This is a genomic window from Frigoribacterium sp. PhB116 (assembly GCF_004364285.1).
Lineage (GTDB): Bacteria > Actinomycetota > Actinomycetes > Actinomycetales > Microbacteriaceae > Frigoribacterium.
Genome location: NZ_SOBE01000001.1, coordinates 1,239,529 through 1,265,017, shown reverse-complemented (window position 1 = coordinate 1,265,017; position 25,489 = coordinate 1,239,529). Strand labels below are relative to the sequence as shown.

Here is a 25,489-nt window from a genome sequence, read left to right as displayed (position 1 = left end):
GCGAAGGCCGCCCGCGGCGCGGGATCAGCCCCCGGCGAGCCCGTTCTCGTAGGCGAAGATCACCGCGTGCACCCGGTCGCGCGCGTCGAGCTTGGCCAGCACGCGTCCGACGTGCGTCTTGACGGTCGACTCCGAGAGGAAGAGCTCCCGGGCGATCTCCGAGTTGCTGAGCCCACGCCCGATCGCGACGAGCACCTCTCGCTCGCGCTCGGAGAGCAGGTCGATCGAGGAGGCGCGACGCACGCCCGCAGGATCGGGCAGGCGCCCCCGGTACAGGTCGATCATCGCGCGGGTCACGCGCGGCGACACGATGGCGTCGCCCGCCGCCACGGTGCGGATCGCGGCGACCAGGTCGGCCGGGGGAGCGTCCTTGAGGAGGAACCCGCTCGCGCCCGCGTTCAGGCCCCCGAAGGCGTACTCGTCGAGGTCGAACGTCGTCAGCACGAGCACGCGCGCCTCCGGGCGCGCGGCGACGATGCGGCGGGTGGCCTCGATCCCGTCGAGGGCGGGCATGCGGACGTCCATCAGGACGACGTCCGGCCGCAGTTCCGCGTCGCGCTCGACCGCGGAGAGGCCGTCCGCGGCCTCGCCCACGATCCGGAGGCCCGGCTGGGCCCCGAGCACCATCGCCATGCCGGCGCGCAGCAGGTCCTGGTCGTCGACGAGCATGACGGTGATGTCGGTCACGGTGCCTCCTCGGGCAGCTGGTCGGCGTCGGTCGGCGTCGGGGCAGAGGTCGCGCTCGCGGCGGGCTGGGCGTCCCGCCCGGGGAGGGGCTGAGCGCTCGCCCCGGTCACCGGCTGAGCGCCGGCGCCGTCGCCGTGACCCGGCAGGGCGAGCCGCAGCCGCCACCCGCGCCCGCCCAGGTCCGTGCGCGGGCCGGCCTCGAGGGTGCCCCCGTACAGTGCTGCGCGCTCGCGGAGCCCGACGAGCCCGCGCTCCGTCCCGACCGAGGCGGCGGGGACGGTGCCCGCGCCGTCGTCGACGACCTCGACGGTGACCCCGCCGAGCGCGGGCCCGAGCCCGAGCGCGTCGACATCGCCGCTGCCGCTGCCGCTGCCACTGCCGACGCCCCGACCCTCGGCACCGCGCAGGACCACTGCGACCCGCGTCGGCCGCTCGGCGTACCTCAGGGAGTTCGTCAGCCCCTCCTGCACTGTCCGGTAGAGGACCACCTGCAGAGCAGGAGCCGTCGGCAGCTCGCCCACGCGGGTGAGCGCGACGGGCAGGCCGGCCGAGCGGTAGGTCTCGACGAGGTCGTCGAGCTCGTCGAGCCCCGGCTGGGGAGCGAGCGCCGCGTCGTCGTCGTCGTCGTGCAGCACGCCGAGCAGGCGGCGCATGTCGGCCAGCGCCTCCCGTCCGACGACGCCGATCTGCCGCACGGCGTCGCGGCTGCGCGCCGGGTCGACCTCGGCGACCGCGTCGGCCCCGTCGGAGAGGCTGATCATCACGGACATGCCGTGGGCGACGACGTCGTGGAGCTCGCGGGCGATCCGCGCGCGCTCCGCGCCCGCGGCGAGACGCGCCTCCTGGTCCCGGTCGCGCTCGAGCTGTGCGGCCCGGTCGATGAGGGCGGCGAGGTACTGGCGCCGGCTGCGCACGTTGAGCCCGACGAGCACGACCACGACGATGCCGAAGGCCGCCACCAGCGGCGACTCCAGCTGCGGGACCAGCGTCGCCGACAGGGCCCAGAGCAGGCCCACGACCGCCGCGGAGCAGGCCCAGGCCCAGCGGGCGCCGCGGTGGGCCGCGACCGAGTAGAGGGCGATGAGCAAGGCCCAGGGCAGGTCGGTCGCGTCGAGCGCGGCCTGGCCGACGAGGGCGGCGAAGGCGACCGCCGCCACGACGACGGGTAGCCTGCGGCGCAGCAGAAGTGCGCCGGAGGCGAGGGCCCAGAGCACGTACCAGGGCCAGGGAGCGGGGAAGACGACGACCCACGGGGCGATCTTCGAGACGCCTCCCAGGATCCCGAACGCCCCGGCCGCGAGGGCGACGACGACGTCCGTCGCGACGGGGTGCGCCGCGATGCGTCGGCGGATCGCCCCGGGCGGCCGGGGCACGGCGCCCACACCGGCGCCCACGCCGGGGACCGGCACCGGTACCGGCGCGGCGCCGGGCCCCGGCGCGGGGCCGGGCCTCGGCGCGGCGTCGGGACCCGACGACGAGGAGGCGCGGCGGACGCGCATCTCAGACGTCGCGTCGCGCGGTGGCCCACGCCGCGGCGGCGGTCGGCGCGACGAGCCACGCGGCGAGCACGCCCACGTCGCGGCCCAGGTCGGCGGCGGGCTCGGTGCCGGAGAAGAGCTGGCTCATGGTCGTCTCAGCGTACGTGAGGAGCAGTACGGACCAGTCGGATCCCTGGCTGGCGGTCAGCAGGATCACGGCGACGGGCAGCACGAGCAGCACCCCGAGGACGATGGCGATCGCCCCGGCCGAGCTCCGGACGAGGGTGGCGACCATCACGGTGAACACGGTGAGCACGGCCAGCCACGCCGCCGCGGCGCCGACGGCCTGGAGCACGGCGGCGTCGACGAGCGAGGTCCGCAGGCCCGTGCTCCACAGCACCGCGCTCGACGCCGCCCACGCCGCGACCGACGAGGCCGCCGAGAGCACGACGGCGGCGCCCGCCGCGACGAGGGCCTTCGCCGCGAGCACGGGCAGCCGCCGGGGCACGGCGGAGTAGGTGGTCCGCTTCTGGCCGGTCGCGAACTCCTGCGTGACGAAGAGCACGACGAGCACAGCGACGAAGAGCTCACCGACCGTCGTCGCCGGCGCCATCGTGCGGAGGGTGGTCGCCACCCCGCCCGCCAGTGCGCCGGCAGGGTCGGAGGCGTCGGTGAGGGCGACGGCGGCGCTCGCCGCGGCGGACAGGACGACGGTCAGCGCCGCGATCAGCCAGGTCGAGCGGACGCTCGTCAGCTTGGTCCGCTCCGACCAGGCGACGCGGGCGAAGGTCAGGCGCGGTGCGCGCTCGAGCGGGCTGAGCAGGGGTGCGGTGGTCACGAGGTGTCTCCGATCGGGAGGAAGTGCGGGGAGGGAAGAAGAGAAGGAGGGGAGGAGGAGAGAGCGCGGAGGAGCAGGCGCGAAGCAGTGGTCGGAGGTCGGAGCAGCGCGGCTGCGGTGCTCAGTCCGGTCGAGGACTCAGGAGGCGCTGGTCACGGGGGGCCGGCGGCGCCCGTCCCCGAGGCGCCCCGGTCGATCACGCCTGAGTCCTCGACCCGGACCGGTACTCGACCGAGTCGTCGGTCAGGCCGAAGAAGGCGTCCTCCAGCGACGTCTGCGTGGGCGTCAGCTCGAACAGCAGCACGCCGGCCGGCGAGGCCGCCCGGGCGATCTGCTCCGCGGTGAGCCCCGCGACCTCGAGCCGGTCCGCGGCGAGGCGCGTGACCGTGCCGCCGAGCGGGCGCAGCAGGGCCTCGAGGCGCTCGGCCGAGTCGGTCCTGACGGCGACCGTGCCTCCTCCCTGGCCGGCGAGCACGTCGGCGACGGAGGCGTCGGCGATGACCCGGCCCCGGCCGAGGACGACGAGGCGGTCGGCCGTCTGGGCCATCTCGCTCATCAGGTGGCTCGAGAGCAGCACGGCGCGCCCCTCGGCGGCGAGGGAGCGGCAGAGCTGCCGCACCCAGATGACGCCCTCGGGGTCGAGCCCGTTGACGGGCTCGTCGAGCACGAGCGTGTCGGGGTCGCCGAGCAGGGCCGTGGCGATGCCGAGGCGCTGTCCCATGCCGAGGGAGAAGGTGCCGGCACGGCGACGTGCGACCGACTCGAGGCCGGTGAGCCCGATGACCTCGTCGACGCGGCGGTCGGGGATGCCGTGCGTCCGGGCGACGGTGCGGAGGTGGTCGCGGGCCGTGCGCCCGGGGTGGACGGCTCCGGCGTCGAGCAGGACCCCCACCTCCTGCAGGGGCGCCGGGCTGTCGGCGTAGCGGTTCCCGTTCACGGTGACCGTGCCCGAGGTCGGCCGGTCGAGCCCGACGATCATCCGCATGGTGGTCGACTTGCCGGCGCCGTTCGGCCCGAGGAACCCGGTGACGGTGCCCGGCGCGACCGTGAACGAGACGTCGTCGACGGCGAGGGAGGCGCCGTGGCGCTTGGTGAGGTGGCTGGCTTCGATCATGGTCACGACGCTACGGAGCAAGCTCGTCGCCCTCGTCGGAGCACGGTGCCGTCGTGGTGGTACCGCGGTACCACCCGTCGCGGGGCGTCACGGGCTAGGCCCGCGCCTCCGGCCTGTGGCAGTGTCGACCGGGTGACCGACGAGACCGCCCCGACGCCCGAGACCGCACCCCACGCCGACGCCGCGCCCGCCGCGAGGAAGAAGCTGATCCTCAACCTCTTCGAGATGAACTGCGTCGGCCACATCACGCACGGCCTCTGGCGGCTCCCCGGCAACCACCGTCGCGAGTACACCGACATCCGCTACTGGACCGAGCTCGCGCGGCTGGCCGAGCAGGGCGGCTTCGACGCCGTGTTCCTCGCCGACGTGCTCGGCACCTACGACGTCTACCGCGACAGCCCGGCGCCGGCCCTGCTCGAGGGGATACAGGCGCCCGCGAACGACCCGATGCTCGTCGTGCCGGCGATGGCCGCGGTGACCGAGCACCTCGGCTTCGGCGTCACCGCGTCGACGAGCTACGAGCCTCCCTTCGCGTTCGCGCGACGCATGTCGACGCTCGACCACCTGACGGGGGGCCGCGTCGGCTGGAACGTCGTCACCTCGTACCTGCCCTCGGCCGCGCGCAACTTCGGGCTCGACGACCAGATCCCGAAGGAGGAGCGCTACGCCCGGGCGGCCGAGTACCTGGACGTGCTCTACAAGCTCTGGGAGGGCTCGTGGGAGGACGACGCCGTCGTCGCCGACCCGATCGCCGACGGACTCGCGCCCGGCTCAGGCGTGTACACCGACCCGTCGAAGGTGCACACGATCGACCACGACGGCCGCTTCTACAAGGTCGTCGGGCCGCACCTCAGCGAGCCGTCGCCGCAGCGCACCCCGGTGCTCTTCCTCGCGACTGCGTCGCCGACCGGCGTGGAGCAGGCCGCCCGCAACGCCGAGGTCGTCTTCACCGGCGGACGTGCGGTGGCCCGCGTGGCGGAGGCCACCAGGGCCGCGGCCGTCGAGGCGGGCCGGGCTGCCGACGACGTCCGCTTCATCGTGCAGGCCGGCGTGATCACGGCCGAGACCGAGGAGGCGGTGGCCGAGAAGCTGGCCCTCTACGAGTCGTTCGCCAGCGAGCAAGGCGCGCTCGTGCACCGCAGCGTCCCCTTCGACGCGCCGTCGCACGACCCCGCGACGACCGTCCGCGAGGCCCTCGTGGCCGAGGGGCGCCTCGAGCACCCGGCGGCCGCCTCCCTGCCTCTCGACATCACGGTCGGCGAGCTGATCGCGAGCGTGGACGAGGCCTGGGGCGGCGCGTTCTTCGTCGCCGGGACGCCGACGGTCGTCGCCGACGAGATCGAGCGGTGGCTCGACGAGGAGGGGATCGACGGCATCAACCTGCGGCAGTACCACTCGTACGACACGCTGCGCGACTTCGTCGAGCTGGTCGTGCCCGAGCTGCGCCGTCGCGGGCGCGTGCGCGAGGCGTACGTGCCGGGCGAGACGCTGCGCGAGCGGTACACGGGAGGCGGGCCGCGGCTCCCGGCGTCGCACCCGGCGGCGGCGTACCGGCGCTGAGGCGCTGACGCGCTGACGCGCGCCGGGGCGACACGACGCGGCTAGGCGGCGCGACGGACGCGGTAGCGCGCGGGCACCGACGGCACGCGCAGCCAGGTGGTGCGGCGGACGCCGTCCGACGAGGTCCACTCGACGAAGACGGTGCCGAGCTCGGCGAGGGCGCCGATCTCGGTCGGCGTCGCGACGCCCATCGCCGAGCGGCGACGGAGGGCGTCGGAGCGGCGGGCGACGCCGCCGGGCAGCTCGACGACGACGTCGCGGGGGGTCTGGCCGCCGACGCGGCGGAGCACGAGGCAGGCACCGAGCGGCAGGGCCGGGTCGCTGCCGTCGTTCGGGACGTCGAGCCAGGTGAGGAAGAACGACGGCGCACGGCGCAGTCCGACGACGCGCTCGGGGCGCACCCGGCGATCGTGGCGGAGCTGCTGCGGAGCGGAGGCGCGGACGGCGTCGGTGCCGTGTGCGGTCGAGTCCATCGTGGTGTTCCCCTGGGTCGTGGTCGGTCGGCGGCGGTCTCCCGGGGCCTGTACCCAGCGAACCGCGTCCTGGCCCGGGGGACAACGGGGGACGCGGCCCCGGTCCGGGGGGTCGGCGGTCCCCAGTGAGGGGGACATGAGCACCGGCACGGGCTCGGCCCGCTCCGAGTGAGCGCTCACTAGACTGGACGCCGCCACCGAGTCGAAGGAGTCTCATGCACAACTGGGCCGAGAACGTCGAGTACACGACGACCGACCTCCGCACCCCGACCTCGGTCGACGAGCTGCGCGACGTGGTCGCGTCCAGCCGTCGCGTGAAGGCGATCGGCTCGCGGCACTCGTTCAACCGGGTGGCGGACACCGACGGGGTGCTGGTCTCGACCGAGGCCCTGGGGCTCCCGATCGAGCTCGACCAGGCAGCCGGCACGGTGCGTGTCGGGGCCGGCACGACGCACGCCGTCCTCGCCCGCGAGCTGCAGGCACGCGGCCGTGCCCTGCTGAACCTCGCCTCGCTGCCGCACATCAGCGTGGCCGGCGCCGTGCAGACGGGCACCCACGGCTCCGGGGTGCGCAACCCCGCGCTCTCGGCGAGCGTCGCCGCGGTCGAGATCGTGCGGGCCGACGGCTCGCTCGACGTCGTCCGACGCGGTGACGAGGCGTTCGGCGCCTCCGTCGTCGGCCTCGGTGCCCTCGGGATCGTCACGGCGCTCGTGCTCGACACCGTGCCGACGTTCGACGTGGTGCAGACCGTCCACCACGACCTCCCGTGGGAGGCGGCCCTCGAGGACTTCGACGCACTGATGGCGCACGCCTACAGCGTCAGCCTCTTCACGAGGTGGACGGGCGACGTCGTCGGCCAGGTCTGGGCGAAGGCGCGGGTCGGCGACGCGCCGCTCGCGACGCCGCTCGACCTCGTCGCGCTCGGCGCGCGCCCCGCCTCCGAGGCCGTGCACATGCTGCCCGACACGGCGGCCGACGCCGTCACCCCGCAGCTCGGCGTCCCCGGCCCGTGGCTCGACCGGCTGCCGCACTTCCGCGCCGAGTTCACGCCGAGTGCGGGGGAGGAGATCCAGAGCGAGTACCTCGTCCCCGCCGAGCACGCCCCGGCCGCCGTCGAGGCTCTCCGAGCGATCGGCGAGAGCCTGGCCGACGTGATCTTCGTCAGCGAGATCCGCAGCGTCGCCGCCGACGACGCCTGGCTCAGCCCGAGCGGCGGCCGCGACAGCATCGCGTTCCACTTCACCTGGCGTCGCGACACGGAGGCGGTGCTCGCGGTGCTCCCGAGCGTCGAGGAGGCGCTGGCCCCGTTCGACGCCCGCCCCCACTGGGGCAAGGTGTCCGGCCTCGACCACGGGGTGCTGCGTCGTCGCTACCCTCGACTGGACGACTTCGCGGCCCACGCCGCCGCCGTCGACCCCGAGGGCCGGTTCCGCAACGCGCACCTCGACCACACCGTCTTCGGAGGAGCCGCCCGTGCCTGAGACCACCACCGCCACCACCGCCGTCACCGACCCGGCGACGCCTGCCGCCGTCCCCGTCAGCGGCGTGCCCACCGTGCTCGAGCACGGCCCGTACCGGGCCGAGATCGCCGGGGTCGGTGCCACGCTGCGTTCACTGACGCACGACGGTCGCGACCTCGTCGTCCCGTTCGGCCTCGACGAGGTGCGTCCGCTGTACCGCGGCGCGCTGCTCGCCCCGTGGCCGAACCGGGTCGTCGACGGCTCGTGGGACGACGACGGGGCCGAGCGCCAGCTGCCCCTCAACGAGGTCGAGCGGGGCCACGCGCTGCACGGGCTGGTGCAGTGGGCGGACTGGGCGTCCGACCCGGCCGACGAGGCCGACGCGCACCGCGCCTCCCTCGTGACCCGGCTCGCACCGAGCGACGGCTACCCCTACCGCCTCGAGCTCCGGGCCGTGTACGAACTCGGCGACGCCGGCCTCGTCACCACGGTCACGGCGACGAACGTCGGGCAGGGCACGGCTCCGTACGGCGTCGCGCCGCACCCGTACCTCGTCGCCGGCGAGGGCCGGGTCGACGACTGGTCGCTGCTGCTCCCGGCGGCGAGCTACCTCGAGGTCACCGAGGAGCGCCTCGTCCCCACCGGCGTGCACGGCGTCACCGAGCGCGACGGCTTCGACTTCCGCGAGGCCCGCCCCGTCGGCGACCTGTTCGTCGACCACGCCTTCACCGAGATCGACGCGGACGCCGAGGGCCGCGCCACGGTCGAGGTCGTCGCCCGCGACGGCCGCGGCGTCGCGATGTCGTGGGCCGTCTCCGAGCTGCCCTGGGTCCAGGTGCACACGGGCGACCGCCCCGAGCCCGAGCTCGACCGCCTCGGCCTCGCCGTGGAGCCGATGACCTGCCCGCCGGACGCCTTCACGAGCGGCGTCGACCTCGTCCGGCTCGCGTCGGGGGAGTCGCACACCGTGTCGTGGACGATCGCCGCGATCGCCTGACCCGGCCAGGCCGGGGCGCCTACGCGCCGATCGGCTCCGCGTCGAGTCGCTCCGCCTGCCAAGTGACCGCCGAGACGGCGCCGAGCGACCAGCGGTCCAGCACTCCGTCGAGGGCGCGCCGGGTGCGGCGGGCGGCGAGCTCGTCCCGCACCACGACGTCGAAGCGCAGCATCTCGGGCAGCTCGGTGAGCAGCACGGTCCCGGCGTCGGCGAGCTGCACGAGGTACTGCCCTTCGTCGACGCGTGCCGTCGTGTGCTCAGCCAGGAGCCGCCGCGACAGCCAGAACAACCCGGCGCTGTCGTGCGCGGTGTGGACGGTGGCCGTGACGGTGATCATGCGCACATCGTGCCCCGCGTTCCGCTCAGGCCCGTGAACGGCGTGTATCCGGCGTGTGAACCCTGGCCCCCGAGCGCGCGACTTGACATCGGTCGCGGCCTGCCTCATAGTTGCCCCGGACCACAGATGTGAGCGCTCACATGAAACGGTCACATCCGCTATGCCGGGTCGGCACAGCAGCCGCACCGGTGACGCACGGCCCCGACATCGGAGCCGCCCAGCACCACCTGTCACACCCCCCCCGCACCGTCCCGCGCACCAGCGACACACCACCTGACGAAGAGGTCACCTGTGAACCGCACCGCTCGCACCACCCCCGCCGCCTCGGCCCCGCCCCAGGCCGCAGCTGGCTCCTCGGCCGCTCGCGCCGCTTCGTCGGCAGCGCCGACCGCTCGCGTCGCCGCCGCCTCCTCGGCCCTCCGCGCCTCCGCCCCCGCCTAGGCCCCTCTGCTCCGGCGCGCCTCCCCGTGCGCCGGCCGGCTCGCCGTGACCCCGGTCGCGACCCGCCGCCCCCCGGCCCGGTCCCGCGACGTCCCGCCGCTCGCCCCCGCCGATCCCTGCACCACCCACGCAGCACACCATCCGTCATCGACGACGCCGTCGAGATGACACGGACACGAAGGAATCCCCGTGAACAACAAGAAGCTCATGGTCGGCATCGTCGCCGCCGGACTCGCCATCTCGCTCGCCGGCTGCGCCGGCGGCGGTCGTGGCGGCGACAGCGGCAGCGGCGACAGCGGCGGAGACAACTCGGGCGCCCTCATCGGCGTCGCGATGCCCACGAAGGTCTCCGAGCGCTGGATCAAGGACGGCGACGCCGTCAAGAGCGCCCTCGAGAAGAAGGGCTACAAGGTCGACCTCGAGTACGCCGACAACAAGATCCCGCAGCAGGTCCAGCAGGTCAGCAACATGATCACCAAGGGCGCGAAGGTCCTCATCGTCGCCTCGATCGACGGCGGCTCGCTCAGCGACCAGCTCGACTCGGCCGCCAAGGCCGGCATCGACGTCATCTCGTACGACCGCCTCCTGACGGGCAACGAGAACGTCGACTACTACGTCTCGTTCGACAACTACAAGGTCGGCGTCGACCAGGGCACCAGCCTCCTCACCGGTCTCGGCCTCGCCGACGCCGACGGCAAGAAGATCGACGGCGCCGAGCCGAAGAACATCGAGGTCTTCGCCGGCAGCCCCGACGACAACAACGCGACCTTCTTCTTCAACGGCGCGATGGACACCCTCAAGCCCTACATCGAGGACGGCTCGCTCACCATCGGCTCCGGCCAGGCCGAGTTCACGCAGGCCGCCACGCTGCAGTGGGACCCTGCCACCGCCAAGGCGCGCATGCAGAACCTGATCGCGTCGACCTACTCGGGCGGCACCAAGCTCGACGGCGTGCTCTCGCCCTACGACGGCATCTCGATCGGCATCATCTCCGCCCTCGAGGGCGCCGGCTACAGCTCGGACGCGCTGCCGATCGTGACCGGCCAGGACGCCGAGGCCGCCTCGGTCAAGTCGATCATCGCCGGTCAGCAGTACTCGACCATCTACAAGGACACGCGTCAGCTCGCTGACCAGTCCGTCGTGATGGCCGACGACATCCTCAACGGCAAGACGCCCGAGACGAACGACGACAAGACGTACGACAACGGCGAGAAGGTCGTCCCGACGTACCTCTTCCAGCCGACCATCGTCACGAAGGACAACTACAAAGAGGTCCTCGTCGACAGCGGCTACTACACCGAGGCCGACCTCAAGTAGGTCTCCCCTCCCCGGGGCGCAGGAGGTGCGGTGCACCCGCTCCGCACCTCCTGCGCCCCACAGCTCCGCCCCACCCCATGCACGAAAGAAGGAACACGTGGCGAACACGATCCTCGAGATGCGCGACATCACGAAGACGTTCCCCGGCGTCAAGGCCCTGCAGGACGTCACGCTGGAGGTCGAGCGCGGCCAGGTCCACGCGATCTGCGGCGAGAACGGCGCCGGCAAGTCGACGCTGATGAAGGTGCTGTCGGGGGTCTACCCGTCCGGCTCGTTCGACGGCCAGATCCTGCTCGACGGCCAGCCCGTCGACTTCAAGAACATCAACGACTCCGAGGCCGCGGGCGTCGTCATCATCCACCAGGAGCTGGCCCTCAGCCCCTTCCTGTCGATCGCCGAGAACATCTTCCTCGGCAACGAGCAGTCCAAGGGCGGCTTCATCGACTGGAACAAGACCAACCTCGACGCCGCCGGCCTGCTGGCCCGCGTCGGGCTGCGCGACAACCCGGTGACCAAGGTGACCGACATCGGCGTCGGCAAGCAGCAGCTCGTCGAGATCGCCAAGGCCCTCTCGAAGCGCGTGAAGCTGCTCATCCTCGACGAGCCGACCGCGGCGCTGAACGACGACGACTCCGCCCACCTGCTCGACCTCATCAAGAGCCTGCAGGGGCAGGGCATCACGTCGATCATCATCAGCCACAAGCTGAACGAGATCAAGGCGATCGCCGACAAGGTGACGATCATCCGCGACGGCAAGACGATCGAGACGCTCGACATGCACGCCGGCGAGGTCACCGAGGACAGGATCATCAAGGGCATGGTCGGCCGCGACCTCGAGAGCCGGTACCCGGCGCACGAGTCGAAGGTCGGCGAGGAGCTGCTCCGCATCGAGGACTGGACCGTCCACCACCCGCTCGACGCGACCCGCGAGATCATCCACCAGGCCAACCTGAACGTGAAGGCCGGCGAGATCGTCGGCATCGCGGGCCTGATGGGGGCCGGGCGCACCGAGCTCGCGATGAGCGTCTTCGGCAAGAGCTACGGCACGGGCATCTCGGGCACCGTCTACAAGCGCGGCGAGAAGATCGACACGGGCACGGTGAGCAAGGCCATCGACGCCGGCATCGCGTACGCGACCGAGGACCGCAAGAAGTACGGCCTGAACCTGATCGACGACATCACCCGCAACGTCTCGGGCTCGGCGCTCCGCAAGCTGGCCAAGGCCGGCTTCGTGAACAGCTCGGAAGAGAGCACGGTCGCCGAGCGGTACCGCAAGAGCATGAACATCAAGGCGCCCAACGTGGCCGCCCTGACGGGCAAGCTCTCGGGCGGCAACCAGCAGAAGGTCGTGCTCTCGAAGTGGATGTACACCGACCCTGACGTGCTCATCCTCGACGAGCCCACCCGCGGCATCGACGTCGGCGCGAAGTACGAGATCTACACGATCATCAACCAGCTCGCGGACGCCGGCAAGGGCGTGATCGTCATCTCGAGCGAGCTGCCGGAGCTGCTCGGCATCTGCGACCGCATCTACACCCTCTCGGAGGGGCGCATCACGGCCGACGTGCCGATCGCCGAGGCGACCCCCGAGTTCCTCCTGAAGTACATGACCCTCGAACGAGAGAGCCCCGTCAATGAGCGCGCCTAGCCCCACCCAGGCCACCGACCCGAAGCCCACGGGCGGGTCGCCCACCTCCCGTCAGCCGCAGAGCGGCTCCGGCGGCAACCCCCTCGTCGGTGCGGTCTCGTACCTCGGCGGGCAGCTGCGCCAGATCGGCCTCTTCATCGCGCTGATCGTGATCGTGCTGTTCTTCCAGATCACGACGAACGGCATCACGCTGGCGCCGATCAACGTGTCGAACCTGGTGGTGCAGAACAGCTACATCCTGATCCTCGCCATCGGCATGGTGATGGTCATCATCGCCGGCCACATCGACCTGTCGGTCGGCTCCATCGTCGCCTTCACGGGCGCCATGGCCGGCGTGATGATCACGCAGTGGGGCCTGCCCTGGCCCGTCGCGGTCGTCCTCTGCCTCGTGCTCGGCGGCCTGGTCGGCGCCTGGCAGGGCTTCTGGATCGCCTACTTCGGCATCCCGGCGTTCATCGTCACCTTGGCGGGCATGCTGGCCTTCCGCGGCGCGGCGCAGATCGCCCTGCAGAACCAGCAGATCTCGCCCTTCCCCCAGGGGTTCCGCGACATCGGCTCGGGCTTCCTGCCCGCATTCGGCTCGACCGGCTACGAGCCGCTGACCCTGGTGCTCGGTGCCATCGCCGCCCTCGCGCTGATCGGCACGGGCCTCCGCGGCCGTGCCACGCGTCGCAAGTACCAGCTCGAGGACGAGCCGTTCCTGTGGTTCATCACGAAGATGGTCTTCACGGTCGCCCTCGTCATGTACATCGGGTTCCTCCTCGCCAGCTACTCGGGCACCCCGATCGTCCTGGTCGTGCTCGCCGTGCTCGTCGTCGTGTACTCGACCGTCATGAAGAACTCGGTCTTCGGCCGCCACGTCTACGCCATCGGCGGCAACCTGCACGCCGCCGAGCTGTCGGGCATCAAGACCAAGCGCGTCACCTTCCTGCTCTTCGTGAACATGGGCGTCATCTCGGCCCTCGCCGGCCTGGTCTTCACCGGCCAGCTGAACCTCGCCAGCCCCAGCGCCGGCAACGGGTTCGAGCTCGACGCCATCGCGGCCGTCTTCATCGGCGGCGCGGCGGTCACGGGCGGCATCGGCACGGTCACCGGCGCCATCGTCGGAGGCCTGATCATCGGCATCCTGAACAACGGCATGTCGATCCTCGGCGTCGGCACCGAGTACCAGTCCCTCATCAAGGGGCTCGTGCTGCTCGCCGCGGTCGCGTTCGACGTCTTCAACAAGCGTCGCGCCGCCTCGAGCGGCAAGTAGCGGCGAGCAGCGAGCGAGCGAGCACCAGCTCAGCTCGGCTCGGCGAGACTCGTCGACCGGTCGGTCGGTCGACGGATCAGGAGGCGCGGCCCAGGGGGGACCGCGCCTCCGTCGTCCCCGGGGGGTGGCGACGCCGGTGCCTGAGTCCTCGACGAGGCCCGGTGACCTGGCCACCCGGCCATCCGGCCACCCGGCTGGGTCCGGCACCACCGGCCCGAGCAGAAACCGAACGACCTTTAGGATCAGACAGTGGCAACCCTCTTCGACGTCGCGGCCGAGGCCGGCGTCTCGCACCAGACGGTGTCGCGCGTCGTCAACGGCGACCCCACCGTGCGCCCGACGACCAAGGCCAAGGTCGACGCCGCCGTCGAGAAGCTGAACTACCGGCCGAGCCTCACCGCGCGGGCGCTCGCCAGCCGCAAGACCCGGTCGATCGGGCTGATCAGCACCGGGTTCCCCTTCTACGGGCCGTCGAGCACGATGCACGGCTTCAACGGCGCGGCTCGCCGAGCCGGCTACCAGGTGTCGATGGCCACCCTCGACGGCGACGACGCCCGGGCCGTCCAGCAGGCCGTCGACGCGTTCGTCGGCCAGGCGGTGGCCGCCATCGTGCTGATCGCGCCGGACGCCGAGGCTCTCGACGTGCTGCGCTCCTCCCGGGTGGCGGTTCCCCTGGTCACCGCCGACAGCGTCGCCGAGGACGGCCACCACGCCGTGTCGATCGACCAGGCCGCCGGCGCCGAGCTCGCCGTCGAGCACCTCGCCTCGCTCGGCCACCGTTCCGTCGCCCACGTGGCGGGGCCCGAGGCCTGGATGGACGGGCGCGACCGCGAGCGCGGCTGGCGCGACGCGTGCGATCGGCTCGGCCTCGACGCGGGGCCGCTGCTGCGGGGTGACTGGACGCCCGCCTCCGGGCACAGGCTGGGCCTCGAGCTCGCCGAGCGCGGAGGCGTCACCGCGGTGTTCTGCGCCAACGACCAGATGGCCCTGGGCGCCATGCACGCGTTCTGCGACGCCGGCCTCGAGGTGCCCCGGGACGTGAGCATCGTCGGCTTCGACGACGTGCCGGAGGCGGCGCACTTCCTGCCCCCGCTCACGACCGTCAGGCAGGACTTCGAGGCGCTCGGCCGCCGCATCATGGACACGGTCGAGGCCGTGCTCGCGGGCGACGACGAGACCGTCGACGCCGTGCTGCCCGAGCTGGTCGTCCGGCGCTCGACGGCGTCGCCCCGGCGCTGACCCGTCGTCGAGCCCGCGCTGAGCCGTCCCCGGACCGGCGTCGAGCCGACACTGAGCCGGCCTCGGCGGCTCCTCTCCGGGGCCCCCTCCGCGTTGCACGCACGACCCGCGGCGTGTGAGAATGTGAGCGCTCACTTTCGCGTGGGCCCCCCACCAGACCCGCCCCTCCGGGGCTCGCACCACCAGGACAAGGACGTTCCATGGCAGACACCACCGCCGCGCCCGACGCACACGTCGTCGGCGTCGACTTCGGCACGCTGAGCGGACGGGCGGTCGTCGTCCGCGTGTCCGACGGGGCCGAGCTCGGCACCGCCACCCACGACTACGCGCATGCCGTGGTCGACCGGACCCTGCCCGTCGGCGGGGCTCGACTGCCCGCCGACTGGGCACTGCAGGTGCCGAGCGACTACGTCGACGTGCTCAAGCAGGCCGTGCCCCGTGCCCTCGCCGAGTCCGGCATCGACCCGGCCTCCGTCATCGGCATCGGCACCGACTTCACCGCCTGCACGATGGTCCCCACGACGGCTGACGGCACGCCCCTCAACGAGCTCGAGCAGTTCGCCGACCGGCCGCACGCCTACGTCAAGCTGTGGCGTCACCACGCCGCCCAGGGCCAGGCCGACCGCATCAACGAGCTCGCCCGCGAACGCGGCGAGTCGTGGCTGCCGCGCTACGGCGGGCTCATCTCGAGCGAGTGGGAGTTCGCCAAGGGGCTCCAGCTGCTCGAGGAGGACCCCGAGGTCTACGCCGCGACCGAGCACTGGGTCGAGGCGGCCGACTGGATCATCTGGCAGCTCAGCGGCCGCTACGTCCGCAACGCCTGCACGGCCGGCTACAAGGGCATCCTGCAGGACGGCGAGTACCCGAGCGCCGAGTTCCTCGCCGCGCTCAACCCCGACTTCGCCGACTTCGCCGAGACGAAGGTCGTGCACGAGATCGGCGCCCTCGGCGACGCCGCCGGCACGCTGACCGCGGAGGCGGCCGGCTGGACCGGCCTGCCCGAGGGCATCGCCGTCGCGGTCGGCAACGTCGACGCCCACGTCACGGCCCCCGCCGCCAAGGCCACGCAGCCAGGCCAGATGGTCGCGATCATGGGCACGAGCACCTGCCACGTCATGAACGGCGCCGAGCTGGCCGAGGTCCCCGGCATGTGCGGAGTCGTCGACGGCGGCATCACCGAGGGCTTCTGGGGCTACGAGGCCGGCCAGTCGGGCGTCGGCGACATCTTCGCCTGGTACGTCCGCAACCAGGTGCCGCAGTCGTCGGTCGACGCGGCGGAGGCGGCCGGCACCAGCGTGCACCAGTACCTGACCGACCTCGCCTACGAGCAGCCCGTCGGCGCCCACGGCCTCGTCGCGCTCGACTGGCACAGCGGCAACCGCTCGGTGCTCGTCGACCACGAGCTGAGCGGCGTGATCGTCGGCCAGACGCTCGGCACCGCCCCCGAGGACGGCTACCGGGCGCTGCTCGAGGCCACGGCGTTCGGCACGCGACGCATCGTCGAGGCCTTCAACGACTCCGGCGTCCCCGTCACCGAGTTCATCGCCGCCGGCGGCCTGCTCAAGAACCGTCACCTCATGCAGACCTACAGCGACGTGCTCCGCATGCCGATCTCGACGATCCGCAGCGAGCAGGGCCCCGCGCTCGGCTCCGCGATCCACGCCGCCGTCGCCGCAGGTGCCTACCCGGACACCCGCGTGGCCAGCGACGCGATGGGCAGCCTGGACCGCGCCTCCTACACGCCCGACCCCGCCGCCGCCGACGCGTACGACGCGCTCTACGCCGAGTACCTGCTGCTGCACGACTGGTTCGGACGCGGCGGCAACGACGTGATGCACCGCCTCAAGGCGATCAGCAGGGAGGCGCGGGGCGGCTCGCACGCACCGGTCGCCGAGCCCGAGGCGCCCGCCGCCTCCGGCGGCTCGGCCGCCGCCGACACCGCCGCGGAGGTGACCCCGTGAGCTTCATCGACCGCGCGACCGAGACCGCCATCGACGAGACGCGTCGCGCCGTGTGCGACCTGCACGCCGAGCTGACCCGGTACGGCCTCGTGGTCTGGACGGGCGGCAACGTCTCGCAGCGCGTGCCCGGCACGAACCTGTTCGTGATCAAGCCGAGCGGCGTCGACTACGACGACCTGACGCCCGAGAACCAGATCCTCTGCCACCTCGACGGCACGGTCGTCGAGGGCAGCCCGGGCAGCGAGCGGAGCCCGTCGAGCGACACCGCGGCGCACGCCTACGTCTACCGCCACATGCCGAAGGTCGGGGGAGTCGTGCACACGCACTCCACGTACGCCACGGCCTGGGCCGCCCGCGGCGAGTCGATCCCGTGCGTGATCACCGCGATGGCCGACGAGTTCGGCGGCGAGATCCCGATCGGCCCGTTCGCGATCATCGGCGACGAGTCGATCGGCGAGGGCATCGTCGGCACGCTGGACGGCCACCGCAGCCGCGCCGTCCTGATGCAGAACCACGGCGTCTTCACCATCGGGAAGGACGCCCGCGACGCCGTCAAGGCCGCCGTCATGACGGAGGACGTCGCCCGCACGATCCACCTCAGCCGCCAGCTCGGCGAGCCGATCCCCATCCCGGCCGAGAGCATCGACGCTCTCTTCGACCGCTACCAGAACGTCTACGGCCAGAAGCCCTCAGGAGCACTCGCATGAGCATCGACACCACCAGCACCACGCCCTCCCACGTCGTCGACCCCGAGGCCTTCCTCGCCTCGAAGCAGGTCTGGTTCCTCACCGGCAGCCAGGGCCTCTACGGCGAGGAGACGCTGCGCCAGGTCGCCGAGCAGTCGAGGGCCATCGCCGACGAGCTCGCCGCCGCCTCGGGCGTGCCCGTCGAGCTGGTCTGGAAGCCCGTCCTCACCGACGCCGAGACGATCAAGCGCACCATGCTCGAGGCGAACCTCGACGACTCCGTGATCGGCGTCACCGCCTGGATGCACACGTTCAGCCCCGCCAAGATGTGGATCGGCGGCATCGACGCCCTCCGCAAGCCCCTGCTGCACCTGCACACGCAGGCGAACGTCGAGCTGCCCTGGGCCGAGATCGACTTCGACTTCATGAACCTGAACCAGGCCGCGCACGGCGACCGCGAGTTCGGCTACGTCCAGACCCGCCTCGGCGCCCCGCGCAAGACGGTCGTCGGGCACGTCAGCGACCCCCGCGTGCAGCAGCAGGTCGGCACCTGGATGCGTGCCGCAGCCGGCGCCGCCGCCATGCGCTCGCTGAAGCTCGCCCGCTTCGGCGACAACATGCGCTTCGTCGCCGTCACCGAGGGCGACAAGACCGAGGCCGAGCTCGCGTTCGGCGTGCAGGTCAACACCTGGGGCGTCAACGAGCTGGCGGAGGCGGTGGCCGCGGCCCCCGAGTCCGCGGTCGACGACCTCGCCGCCCTGTACGAGCGCGAGTACGACGTCGTCCCCGAGCTGCGTGCCGGGGGCGAGCGCCACCAGTCGCTGCGCGACGGCGCGGCGATCGAGATCGGGCTGCGCTCGTTCCTCGAGGCCGGCGGCTTCGGCGCCTTCACGACCAACTTCGAGGACCTGGGGGCGCTGAAGCAGCTCCCCGGCCTCGCCGTGCAGCGTCTGATGGCCGAGGGCTACGGCTTCGGCGCCGAGGGCGACTGGAAGACCGCGGTGCTCGTTCGTGCTGCCGCCGTGATGGGCGCCGGCCTGCCGGGGGGCGCCTCCTTGATGGAGGACTACACCTACCACCTCGTGCCCGGCGCCGAGAAGATCCTCGGCGCGCACATGCTCGAGGTCAGCCCGTCGCTGAGCACGGCCCGCGCGTCGCTCGAGGTGCACGAGCTCGGCATCGGCGGCAAGGACGACCCGGTCCGGCTGGTCTTCACGGCCGACCCCGGCGAGGCCGTCGTCGTCGCGATGAGCGACGTCCGCGACCGCTTCCGCCTCACGGTCAACGTCGTCGACGTGGTCGAGCCCGACGCCGACCTGCCGAACCTGCCCGTCGGCCGTGCCGTCTGGGAGCCCCGCCCTTCGTTCGCCGTCTCGGCCGAGGCCTGGCTCACGGCCGGCGCCGCCCACCACACCGTGATGTCGACGGCCGTCGGCCTCGAGGCCTTCGAGGACCTGGCGCGCATCCTCGAGACCGAGCTGCTGATCATCGACGAGCACACCACCATGCGCGAGTTCACGCGCGAGGTGCGCTGGAACGCGGCGTACCACCGCCTGGCGCGCGGCCTGTAGCCGCCGGCAGAGCCAGCCGAGGAGGCGGTCCGCGCGGTCCTGAGGGACGGCGCGGGCCGCCTCCTCGTTCGTCTGCGCAGCACGTGCGGGAACACCACCCGTGCCTCCGTGGTTGCAGCCTGCATGACCGTTCCCCTCTCGATCTTGGACCTCGCCCCCATCGCACCCGGAGAGACGGCGCGCGACAGCTTCGCGGCGTCGGTCGCCCTCGCGCAGCAGGCCGAGAAGAGCGGGTACCGACGCGTCTGGTACGCCGAGCACCACAACATGGCGACGATCGCGTCGAGCGCGACGTCGGTGCTGATCGCCCACGTGGCGAGCCAGACGTCGACGATCCGGCTCGGCTCGGGCGGCGTGATGCTGCCGAACCACTCGCCGCTGACCATCGCCGAGCAGTTCGGCACCCTCGAGACCCTGCACCCGGGGCGCATCGACCTCGGCCTCGGCCGCGCGCCCGGCAGCGACCAGGCGACGTTCCGCGCGCTGCGCCGCGACCCGGCGTCGTCCGAGCGGTTCCCGCAGGACGTCGTCGAGCTGCAGGCGTTCCTCGCCGGGCAGTCGCGCATCCCCGGCGTCAGCGCTACGCCCGGGGCCGGGACGAACGTGCCGCTGTACATCCTCGGCTCGTCGACCTTCGGGGCGCAGCTCGCCGCCGCGCTCGGCCTGCCGTTCGCGTTCGCGTCGCACTTCGCGCCGGACATGCTGCACGACGCCGTGGCGATCTACCGCCGCGAGTTCCAGCCGTCGACCCAGCTCGACGCCCCGTACGTGATCGCCGGCGTCAACGCCATCGCCTCCGACGACTCGGACGAGGCTCACCGGCAGCTCGCCGACGTGAAGCGCGCCCGCCTGCTCATGCTGCTCCGCCAGAGCGGGCAGATCACGGTCGACCGGACCTTCGGCGACGACGAGCTCGACCACCTGCTCCGCACGCCCGTCGGCGCGCACGTCGCCAGCATGACGACCTTCACGGGCGTCGGCACGGGCGAGGAGGTGGCGGACTACGTCGCCGAGTTCGCCCGCAGCGCCGATGCGGACGAGGTCATCGTCGCGCACTCGTCGCTCGCCACGTCGGCCCGCCTCCGCTCGGTCGAGCTGCTGGCCGACGCGCACGCCCGCGTCGCCGCGTAGGCCGCGGCAGGCCGACGCGCCCGACAGCCCGACGCCGCCGGGCGTCGACGAGTCAGGAGTCGACGTCGTTCGCGGTCCCGTCGGGAGGCGTCGCGACCGCGGTGGGTCGCCGTCGCCTGAGTCCTCGACGCAGCCGGTGTGGCCGCGTCGTGTCGACGAGTCAGGAGACGACGTCGTGGGCGGCGCCGTCGGAGGGCGCCGAGCCGGGGCCGCGACGACGTGACCTGATCCGTCGACGGGACGGGTCGAGGCGGACCTCCGCAGGGGCCGGGACGTGCAGGAGGCGCGGGCCCTGTCGGACCCGCGCCTCCGGTCGATCTCCCGCCGGGGCTACAGCCCCGAGTGGTCGATCACGGTGCGGCGTCGCCGACGTGCCACGAGCACCGTGCCGGCGCCCGCGAGCAGCAGCGCGAGCACGAGGGCGGGGAGCGCGTCCGAGCCGGTGAAGGCGAGCGGACCGGACCCCGCGGCCGTGCCGGAGCCCGACCCGCCGGTGCCGGTGCCGCTGGCCCCGCCGGTGGCGGGAGCGGAGGGCGAGGGCGAGGGCGACGCGACGGGGTCGGCCACGACCGAGACCGCGGCGCTCCGCACGGTGCCCGTCTGCACGCCCGTGACCGTGACCGTCCGGTCGCCCAGCCCGGCCGGTGCCGTCACCGTGAACGTCGCGACGCCGTCGATCACGTCGACCGTGCCGAGGCTGTCTCCGTCGAACGTGCCCGACGCCTGGCGGTCACCGTCGAGGCCCGAGACGACCACGTCGAAGGTGGCACCCGGCGCGACCTGCGTCGGCGCGGCGATCGTCGCGTCGGCGCTCAGCGAGACCAGGTCGCGGTCGAGCTGCAGCGCGTTCGCGATGGTGAAGAAGTTGTCGGTCTGGTCGATCAGGCCGACGACGTTCGCGGCTCCCGGGCCGTAGCCGGCGACGCGCAGCTGCGTGCCGGTGTGCTGCTGCGACCCGCCCGCCGCGGCGGTGCCGTAGGCGATCTTCATCGTGCTGCCGTCGACGGTGGTCAGCGCGGTGCTGAGCGTGGCCGGGGGAGTCGAGTCGACGATCTGGCTGGTGTGGGCGTGGTCGGCCGTCACGATGACGAGCGTCTCGCCGTCGGCCTCGGCGAAGTCGAGGGCCGAGCGGACCGCCTCGTCGAGGTCGAGCACCTCGCCGATCTGGCCGCACGCGTCGGCGCTGTGGTCGCGCTTGTCTATGGAGGCGCCCTCGACCTGCAGGAAGAAGCCGTCGTCGCCGTCGAGCAGGTCGATCGACTTCTCGGTCAGCGAGGCGAGCGACAGGTCGGTGCTGAGGCGTGCCGGGTTCGGCTGGCAGGTCTGCGGTGCGAGGTCGGCGCCTCCCACGGTCGCGGTCGTCGAGGCGAAGCGCGTGGGGAAGTTGCCGTCCGCGAAGGTGCCGAGCACCGGTGCGGTCTGGTCGGCGGCCGTCAGGGCGTCGAGGCCGGCCTGGTCGGTGACGCGCTGGTAGCCGCGGTCGGTCGCCTGGGCGTCGAGGGTCTGGCCGGTCCACTGGCCGGCGCGCGCCGTCTGGCGGAACGACGCCGCGCCTCCTCCGAGGGTGAGGTCGGCACGGGTGCCGATGATCTGCTCGCTGATCGAGCCGAGGCCGCCCTGGTCGAGGGCGTCCTTGCCACATGCCGCGACCGTGTCGGGGCCGTAGCAGCTGCGCGCCGCGACGTGGGCTGCCTGCACGGCCGGCGTCGCGTCCTGCAGCTCGGCGGTCGACACGTTGCCGGTCTTGAGGCCGTTGGCCTTGGCGATCTCGACGAGCGTGTCCTGCGGGGTTCCCGCGATGTCGACCGAGATCGCGTTGTCGTAGGTCTTCGTGCCGGTGGCCCAGGCCGAGCCGGTCGCGGCGGAGTCGGGCACGTAGTCGGGCTTGCCGTCCTTGCCGAGCGAGTAGGTCGTGTACTGGCCGGTGAGGGGCAGGGCGTCGATGCCGGGCAGGGTCCCGCCGGCGCCGTAGGCGTAGTTGCGGGCCGACGTGATCTCGCTGTCGCCCATGCCGTCGCCGATCAGCAGGATGACGTTCTTCGCCGGTCCGGCCTTCACCGACTCGAGCAGGGCGGCGGTGCTGTCGTCGGCGCTGCGGGCGGCCCCGCCGTTGTCGGCGACGTCGGCCGGCGTCGCCGCGAGGGCGACGGCCGGGCTGAGGACGAGGGCGAAGGAGGCGAGGGTCGCCGCCGCCCCCGTGGCCAGTGCCGCGCGGCGGCGGCGGGTGTTCGTGGGGGTCACGTGTCTGCTCCAGTGATCGTGGTCGCGGGCGGGCGTGCACTCCCTGCACGTCCGAGCCCAGCAGAACCCGCGGTCGTGTCCGCCCGGTGAACGGACGCGGTGCGGCAGGTGAACACCCCCGGACGGGGCGCGTGAGGCGACTGCGGCTACGGCGTGACCACGCTGCGGCTACGGCGCGCCCGCGCTGCAGCTACGGCGCGACGTACAGCCAGAGCAGCACGACCGCAACCGGCTGCAGCACGATCCCGCCGACGAGCAGCGTCCGGCGGACGACGGGCCGCTCGGAGACGGCCGGCGCGCCGAGCAGCGGCGTCAGCGGCAGCAGCAGCCGGAACAGGCTCTGCTGCGGCAGGAACACCGCCACGAGGTAGAGCGCGAAGCTCGCCGTGAACGCGACGGTCTCGTGGCCGAGGCGCAGCGTCGACCGGCGGGTGAACCACACGGCGGCGAGCACGAGCAGCGCGACGACGAGGGCGATGCCCGCGATGCCGAGCCACCGCCCGGCGAGCAGGAACCACGGCGTCAGCGGCACGAAGGCAGGGCGGCCGACGTAGTCGACCCACCAGGCCATCTCGGTCTGCAGGTAGGCGTCGTGCTGACCGGTGGCGAGGTGCGCGACGACGGGCCAGGCGAGCCCGGCCGCGGCGACGGCCGCTCCCGCCGTGACGATCTGCACGAGGTCGCGCCGGGGCAGCACCTGCCACGGCCACGGCCGCAGTCTCGGCCATGACGCCCACGACGCCCACCACGCCCACGACGCCCACGACGCCCCCGACACCCCGGCAGCAGGCTCGTGACCCGACGACGGGCCCGCAGCCCGCTCCGTCCGCCACCGCACCACCAGGTGCACGGCGAGCGCCAGTGCCAGCGCCAGCGCTCCCGGGCGCGTGAACGCCGCGACCACGCCGCACGCGAGCACGAGCCCGTACCGCCGCTGCTGAATGGCGAGCACGCCGCCGAAGAGGAGGAACAGCATCAGCCCCTCCGCGTACCCGACGGAGAACAGGAACCCCAGCGGCCCGAAGCAGAGCAGCAGCACGGCCCAGATCGCGCCGCGGTGCCCGACGGCCCGGTCGACGAGCCGGTAGAGGACGAGCGCGGCGCCCGCGCCGAAGGCGGTCGACAGCAGCAGGGCGGCACCGCTGAACGGCATGCCCGTCGCCACCATCAGCAGGTGGCAGAGCGTCGGGAACACCGGCAGGAACGCCCACTCGTTCGGCAGCACGTTCCCCGCCGCGTCGGTCGGCAGCACGGTCGGGTAGCCCTGCAGGGCGATCGTCCGGTAGCGGTCGGCGTCCCACGACGTGGTGAAGTCGAGCAGCGAGAGCTCGGCGCCCGGCGTGCGGAACTCGACGCCGGCGAGGCGCGCGGCCTCCCACACCACGGCGAGCAGCACCAGGGAGAAGACGCGCGACACCAGGTAGACGGTCAGCACCGTCGACCAGCGGGCGGGCAGCCACGACGCGAGGTCCGGCGACCGGCGCCGACGGACGTCGGGGCGCAGCGAGGAGGCGGTGGTCGCCCCGTCGCTCACGGAGCGTCCCCGAAGCTGGTCATCCGGAAGACGTTACCCCGCGACGGCCGGCGGGGCGGCCCCGGGGCACGCCGGGGTCGCCCAGGGGCCAGCCGGGCCTGCCGGGTCGCCACGGGACGCCCCGGCAGGGCACGATGGCCAGATGACCCTGCCCTCCCTCGCCGCGCTCGGCATCGACCCGGTCACCGCCGCGGTCTACGAGTTCGTGCTCACCTGCGGCGACACCGTCGACGTCGCCGCCATCGCCTCGGCCCGCGAGCTGGACGACGCCGTCGTCGTCACCGCCCTCGAGCAGCTGCGCAACATCGGCCTCGTGCACCGCACCGCCGAGGGCCACGGCCGACAGGCCCCCGGCTACGGGGCCGTCGACCCCCGCGTCGCGGTGTCCGCCCTCGTCGCCGCCCACGACGAGCAGCTCGCCGACGCCCGCACCGCGGTCTCGGGCCTGGGCGCCCTCTTCGACGACGGCCGCCGGGTGGCCGACCCGTCGGGCACGACGACGGTGCTGACCGGCCACGCGGCGGTGGGCGACTGGTACTCCCGGCTGCAGCACCGGGCGAGGGGCGAGTTCCTCGCGTTCGACCGGCCGCCGTACGTGGTCGCCACGAACGAGTCCGTCGAGCGCGGTGCGCTCAACCGCGGCGTGCACTGGCGCGCGATCTACACGGTCGCGAGCTTCACGGTCGACGGCAGCCTGCAGGGAGTCCACCGGCTCGGGGCGGACGGCGAGGAGGCGCGGGTCACCCACGACCTGCCGGTCAAGCTCGCGATCGCCGACCGCCAGGTCGCGCTCGTGTCGGTCGGACCGCTCGACGACCCGACGGCCGCCCCCGAGGCCCTCCTCACGGAGTCGCCCGCGCTGATCGCCGCCCTCTGCGACCTGTTCGAGTCGCGCTGGCGGACGGCCGTCCCCGTGCCCGCCCTGGCCGAGACGGCCGGCGCCGCGGGCGAGGGAGCAGGCGCCGCCGTCGACTGGTCCGAGGTCGCGGCCCGGCTCGCGGCGGCCACGCAGGGCTCGGGCCCCGGCGTCCCGTCCGACGTGCTCGGAGCGGCGGGCGGCCGTGTCTCCGCCGACGGCCCGCCCGACCCCACGACCGGCCTCCGCGCGCCGACCGTCGACGAGCGCGACCTGCTCGCGTTCGTGGCCGCGGGCGCCACCGACGACGTCATCGCCCGCCAGCTCGGGATCTCGCCCCGCACCCTGCGCCGTCGCCTGCACGACCTGTTCGACGAGCTCGGCGCGAGCAACCGCTTCCACGCCGGCGTCGAGGCGGCGCGACGCGGCTGGGTCTGACGCGCGCGTTGACCGGTCGCCCCGCGCCTCCTCGGTCCGTACCCCGTCGAGGAGGCGCGGGTCGGCGGGCGGCCTCGTCCAGTGGGCATCGTGGGGGACCGGGCGTACCCCGTTCGGCTGCGTCCGTGTAAATTCCGTGGCCGATCGAGGACAGTGGCCGGGTTCGGCCATGGCCCCCGGTTGAGGGTCGTCGCATTCTCAGGTAATTCTTACGGATCGACCGTGCC

Annotated in this window: 21 protein-coding genes; 13 read left to right on the top strand and 8 right to left on the bottom strand. The window is 73.1% G+C overall.

Annotation, left to right across the window (positions count from 1 at the left end; all coding sequences use genetic code 11):
- Positions 1-24: 24 nt before the first annotated feature.
- The 4 genes from EDF20_RS05745 to EDF20_RS05730 all read right to left on the bottom strand — a co-directional run bounded on the left by EDF20_RS05745 (position 25) and on the right by EDF20_RS05730 (position 4,117).
- Positions 25-687 carry a response regulator transcription factor gene (locus tag EDF20_RS05745; protein WP_243833381.1) on the bottom strand — a complete coding sequence of 221 codons (663 nt, stop codon included), beginning with the start codon at positions 685-687 and terminating at the stop codon, positions 25-27.
- Positions 684-2,186 (bottom strand): histidine kinase, encoded by a 1,503-nt coding sequence (locus EDF20_RS05740; RefSeq protein ID WP_133737948.1) that lies wholly within the window; start codon positions 2,184-2,186, stop codon positions 684-686. Before EDF20_RS05740 ends, EDF20_RS05745 begins: the two co-directional genes overlap by 4 nt.
- Position 2,187: 1 nt before the next feature.
- Positions 2,188-3,003, bottom strand: a complete 816-nt coding sequence (locus tag EDF20_RS15610; protein WP_166644756.1) for a hypothetical protein — start codon at positions 3,001-3,003, stop codon at positions 2,188-2,190.
- Between the two features lie 196 nt (positions 3,004-3,199).
- Entirely contained in the window at positions 3,200-4,117 is a 918-nt protein-coding gene (locus EDF20_RS05730) for an ABC transporter ATP-binding protein (RefSeq protein WP_133737947.1), read from the bottom strand.
- 132 nt (positions 4,118-4,249) lie between these two features.
- On the opposite strand from EDF20_RS05730, the gene EDF20_RS05725 reads away from it, so the two are divergent.
- Entirely contained in the window at positions 4,250-5,677 is a 1,428-nt protein-coding gene (locus EDF20_RS05725) for an NtaA/DmoA family FMN-dependent monooxygenase (RefSeq protein ID WP_243833380.1), read from the top strand.
- 41 nt (positions 5,678-5,718) lie between these two features.
- Here EDF20_RS05725 and EDF20_RS05720 read toward each other — a convergent pair whose 3' ends face one another.
- Positions 5,719-6,150 (bottom strand): hypothetical protein, encoded by a 432-nt coding sequence (locus EDF20_RS05720; RefSeq protein WP_133737946.1) that lies wholly within the window; start codon positions 6,148-6,150, stop codon positions 5,719-5,721.
- 215 nt (positions 6,151-6,365) lie between these two features.
- Between EDF20_RS05720 and EDF20_RS05715 the strand changes: the two genes are divergently transcribed.
- A complete protein-coding gene (locus tag EDF20_RS05715) occupies positions 6,366-7,631 on the top strand; it encodes a D-arabinono-1,4-lactone oxidase (protein WP_133737945.1) in 1,266 nt (421 codons plus the stop codon).
- Positions 7,624-8,607: an aldose 1-epimerase family protein gene (locus EDF20_RS05710; protein ID WP_243833379.1), complete on the top strand. Its 984-nt coding sequence runs from the start codon at positions 7,624-7,626 to the stop codon at positions 8,605-8,607. Before EDF20_RS05715 ends, EDF20_RS05710 begins: the two co-directional genes overlap by 8 nt.
- Positions 8,608-8,626: 19 nt before the next feature.
- Here EDF20_RS05710 and EDF20_RS05705 read toward each other — a convergent pair whose 3' ends face one another.
- Positions 8,627-8,944, bottom strand: a complete 318-nt coding sequence (locus EDF20_RS05705) for a hypothetical protein (protein WP_123546797.1) — start codon at positions 8,942-8,944, stop codon at positions 8,627-8,629.
- 291 nt (positions 8,945-9,235) lie between these two features.
- On the opposite strand from EDF20_RS05705, the gene EDF20_RS15605 reads away from it, so the two are divergent.
- The 9 genes from EDF20_RS15605 (at position 9,236) to EDF20_RS05660 (ending at position 20,193) form a co-directional block, all read left to right on the top strand.
- The gene (locus EDF20_RS15605; protein WP_158614623.1) at positions 9,236-9,385 is read left to right on the top strand and encodes a hypothetical protein; all 150 of its coding nucleotides are present in this window, start codon (positions 9,236-9,238) and stop codon (positions 9,383-9,385) included.
- A 189-nt stretch (positions 9,386-9,574) separates the two neighbouring features.
- Positions 9,575-10,702 (top strand): multiple monosaccharide ABC transporter substrate-binding protein, encoded by a 1,128-nt coding sequence (chvE, locus tag EDF20_RS05695; RefSeq protein WP_233568993.1) that lies wholly within the window; start codon positions 9,575-9,577, stop codon positions 10,700-10,702.
- A gap of 97 nt (positions 10,703-10,799) precedes the next feature.
- Positions 10,800-12,350: a multiple monosaccharide ABC transporter ATP-binding protein gene (gene mmsA, locus EDF20_RS05690; RefSeq protein WP_123546795.1), complete on the top strand. Its 1,551-nt coding sequence runs from the start codon at positions 10,800-10,802 to the stop codon at positions 12,348-12,350.
- Positions 12,337-13,605, top strand: a complete 1,269-nt coding sequence (mmsB, locus tag EDF20_RS05685; RefSeq protein WP_123546794.1) for a multiple monosaccharide ABC transporter permease — start codon at positions 12,337-12,339, stop codon at positions 13,603-13,605. The genes mmsA and mmsB overlap by 14 nt, the downstream gene beginning before the upstream one ends.
- Positions 13,606-13,854: 249 nt before the next feature.
- Positions 13,855-14,844: a LacI family DNA-binding transcriptional regulator gene (locus EDF20_RS05680; RefSeq protein ID WP_133737943.1), complete on the top strand. Its 990-nt coding sequence runs from the start codon at positions 13,855-13,857 to the stop codon at positions 14,842-14,844.
- Between the two features lie 200 nt (positions 14,845-15,044).
- Positions 15,045-16,805, top strand: coding sequence for a ribulokinase (gene araB / locus EDF20_RS05675; RefSeq protein ID WP_123546792.1), 1,761 nt, complete (start codon positions 15,045-15,047; stop codon positions 16,803-16,805).
- A 5-nt stretch (positions 16,806-16,810) separates the two neighbouring features.
- Positions 16,811-17,512, top strand: coding sequence for an L-ribulose-5-phosphate 4-epimerase (locus EDF20_RS05670; RefSeq protein ID WP_233569060.1), 702 nt, complete (start codon positions 16,811-16,813; stop codon positions 17,510-17,512).
- A complete protein-coding gene (gene araA, locus EDF20_RS05665; RefSeq protein ID WP_133737942.1) occupies positions 17,509-19,062 on the top strand; it encodes an L-arabinose isomerase in 1,554 nt (517 codons plus the stop codon). The genes EDF20_RS05670 and araA overlap by 4 nt, the downstream gene beginning before the upstream one ends.
- Positions 19,063-19,185: 123 nt before the next feature.
- On the top strand, positions 19,186-20,193 hold the full coding sequence (locus tag EDF20_RS05660) for an LLM class flavin-dependent oxidoreductase (RefSeq protein WP_123546789.1): 1,008 nt from the start codon (positions 19,186-19,188) through the stop codon (positions 20,191-20,193).
- Between the two features lie 330 nt (positions 20,194-20,523).
- Here the strand turns inward: EDF20_RS05660 and phoA are convergent, their stop codons facing one another.
- Positions 20,524-22,434 carry an alkaline phosphatase gene (gene phoA / locus EDF20_RS05655; protein ID WP_243833378.1) on the bottom strand — a complete coding sequence of 637 codons (1,911 nt, stop codon included), beginning with the start codon at positions 22,432-22,434 and terminating at the stop codon, positions 20,524-20,526.
- A gap of 190 nt (positions 22,435-22,624) precedes the next feature.
- A complete protein-coding gene (locus tag EDF20_RS05650) occupies positions 22,625-23,968 on the bottom strand; it encodes a hypothetical protein (protein WP_133737941.1) in 1,344 nt (447 codons plus the stop codon).
- 142 nt (positions 23,969-24,110) lie between these two features.
- On the opposite strand from EDF20_RS05650, the gene EDF20_RS05645 reads away from it, so the two are divergent.
- Positions 24,111-25,262 carry a helix-turn-helix transcriptional regulator gene (locus tag EDF20_RS05645; protein ID WP_166644755.1) on the top strand — a complete coding sequence of 384 codons (1,152 nt, stop codon included), beginning with the start codon at positions 24,111-24,113 and terminating at the stop codon, positions 25,260-25,262.
- Positions 25,263-25,489: the final 227 nt, after the last annotated feature.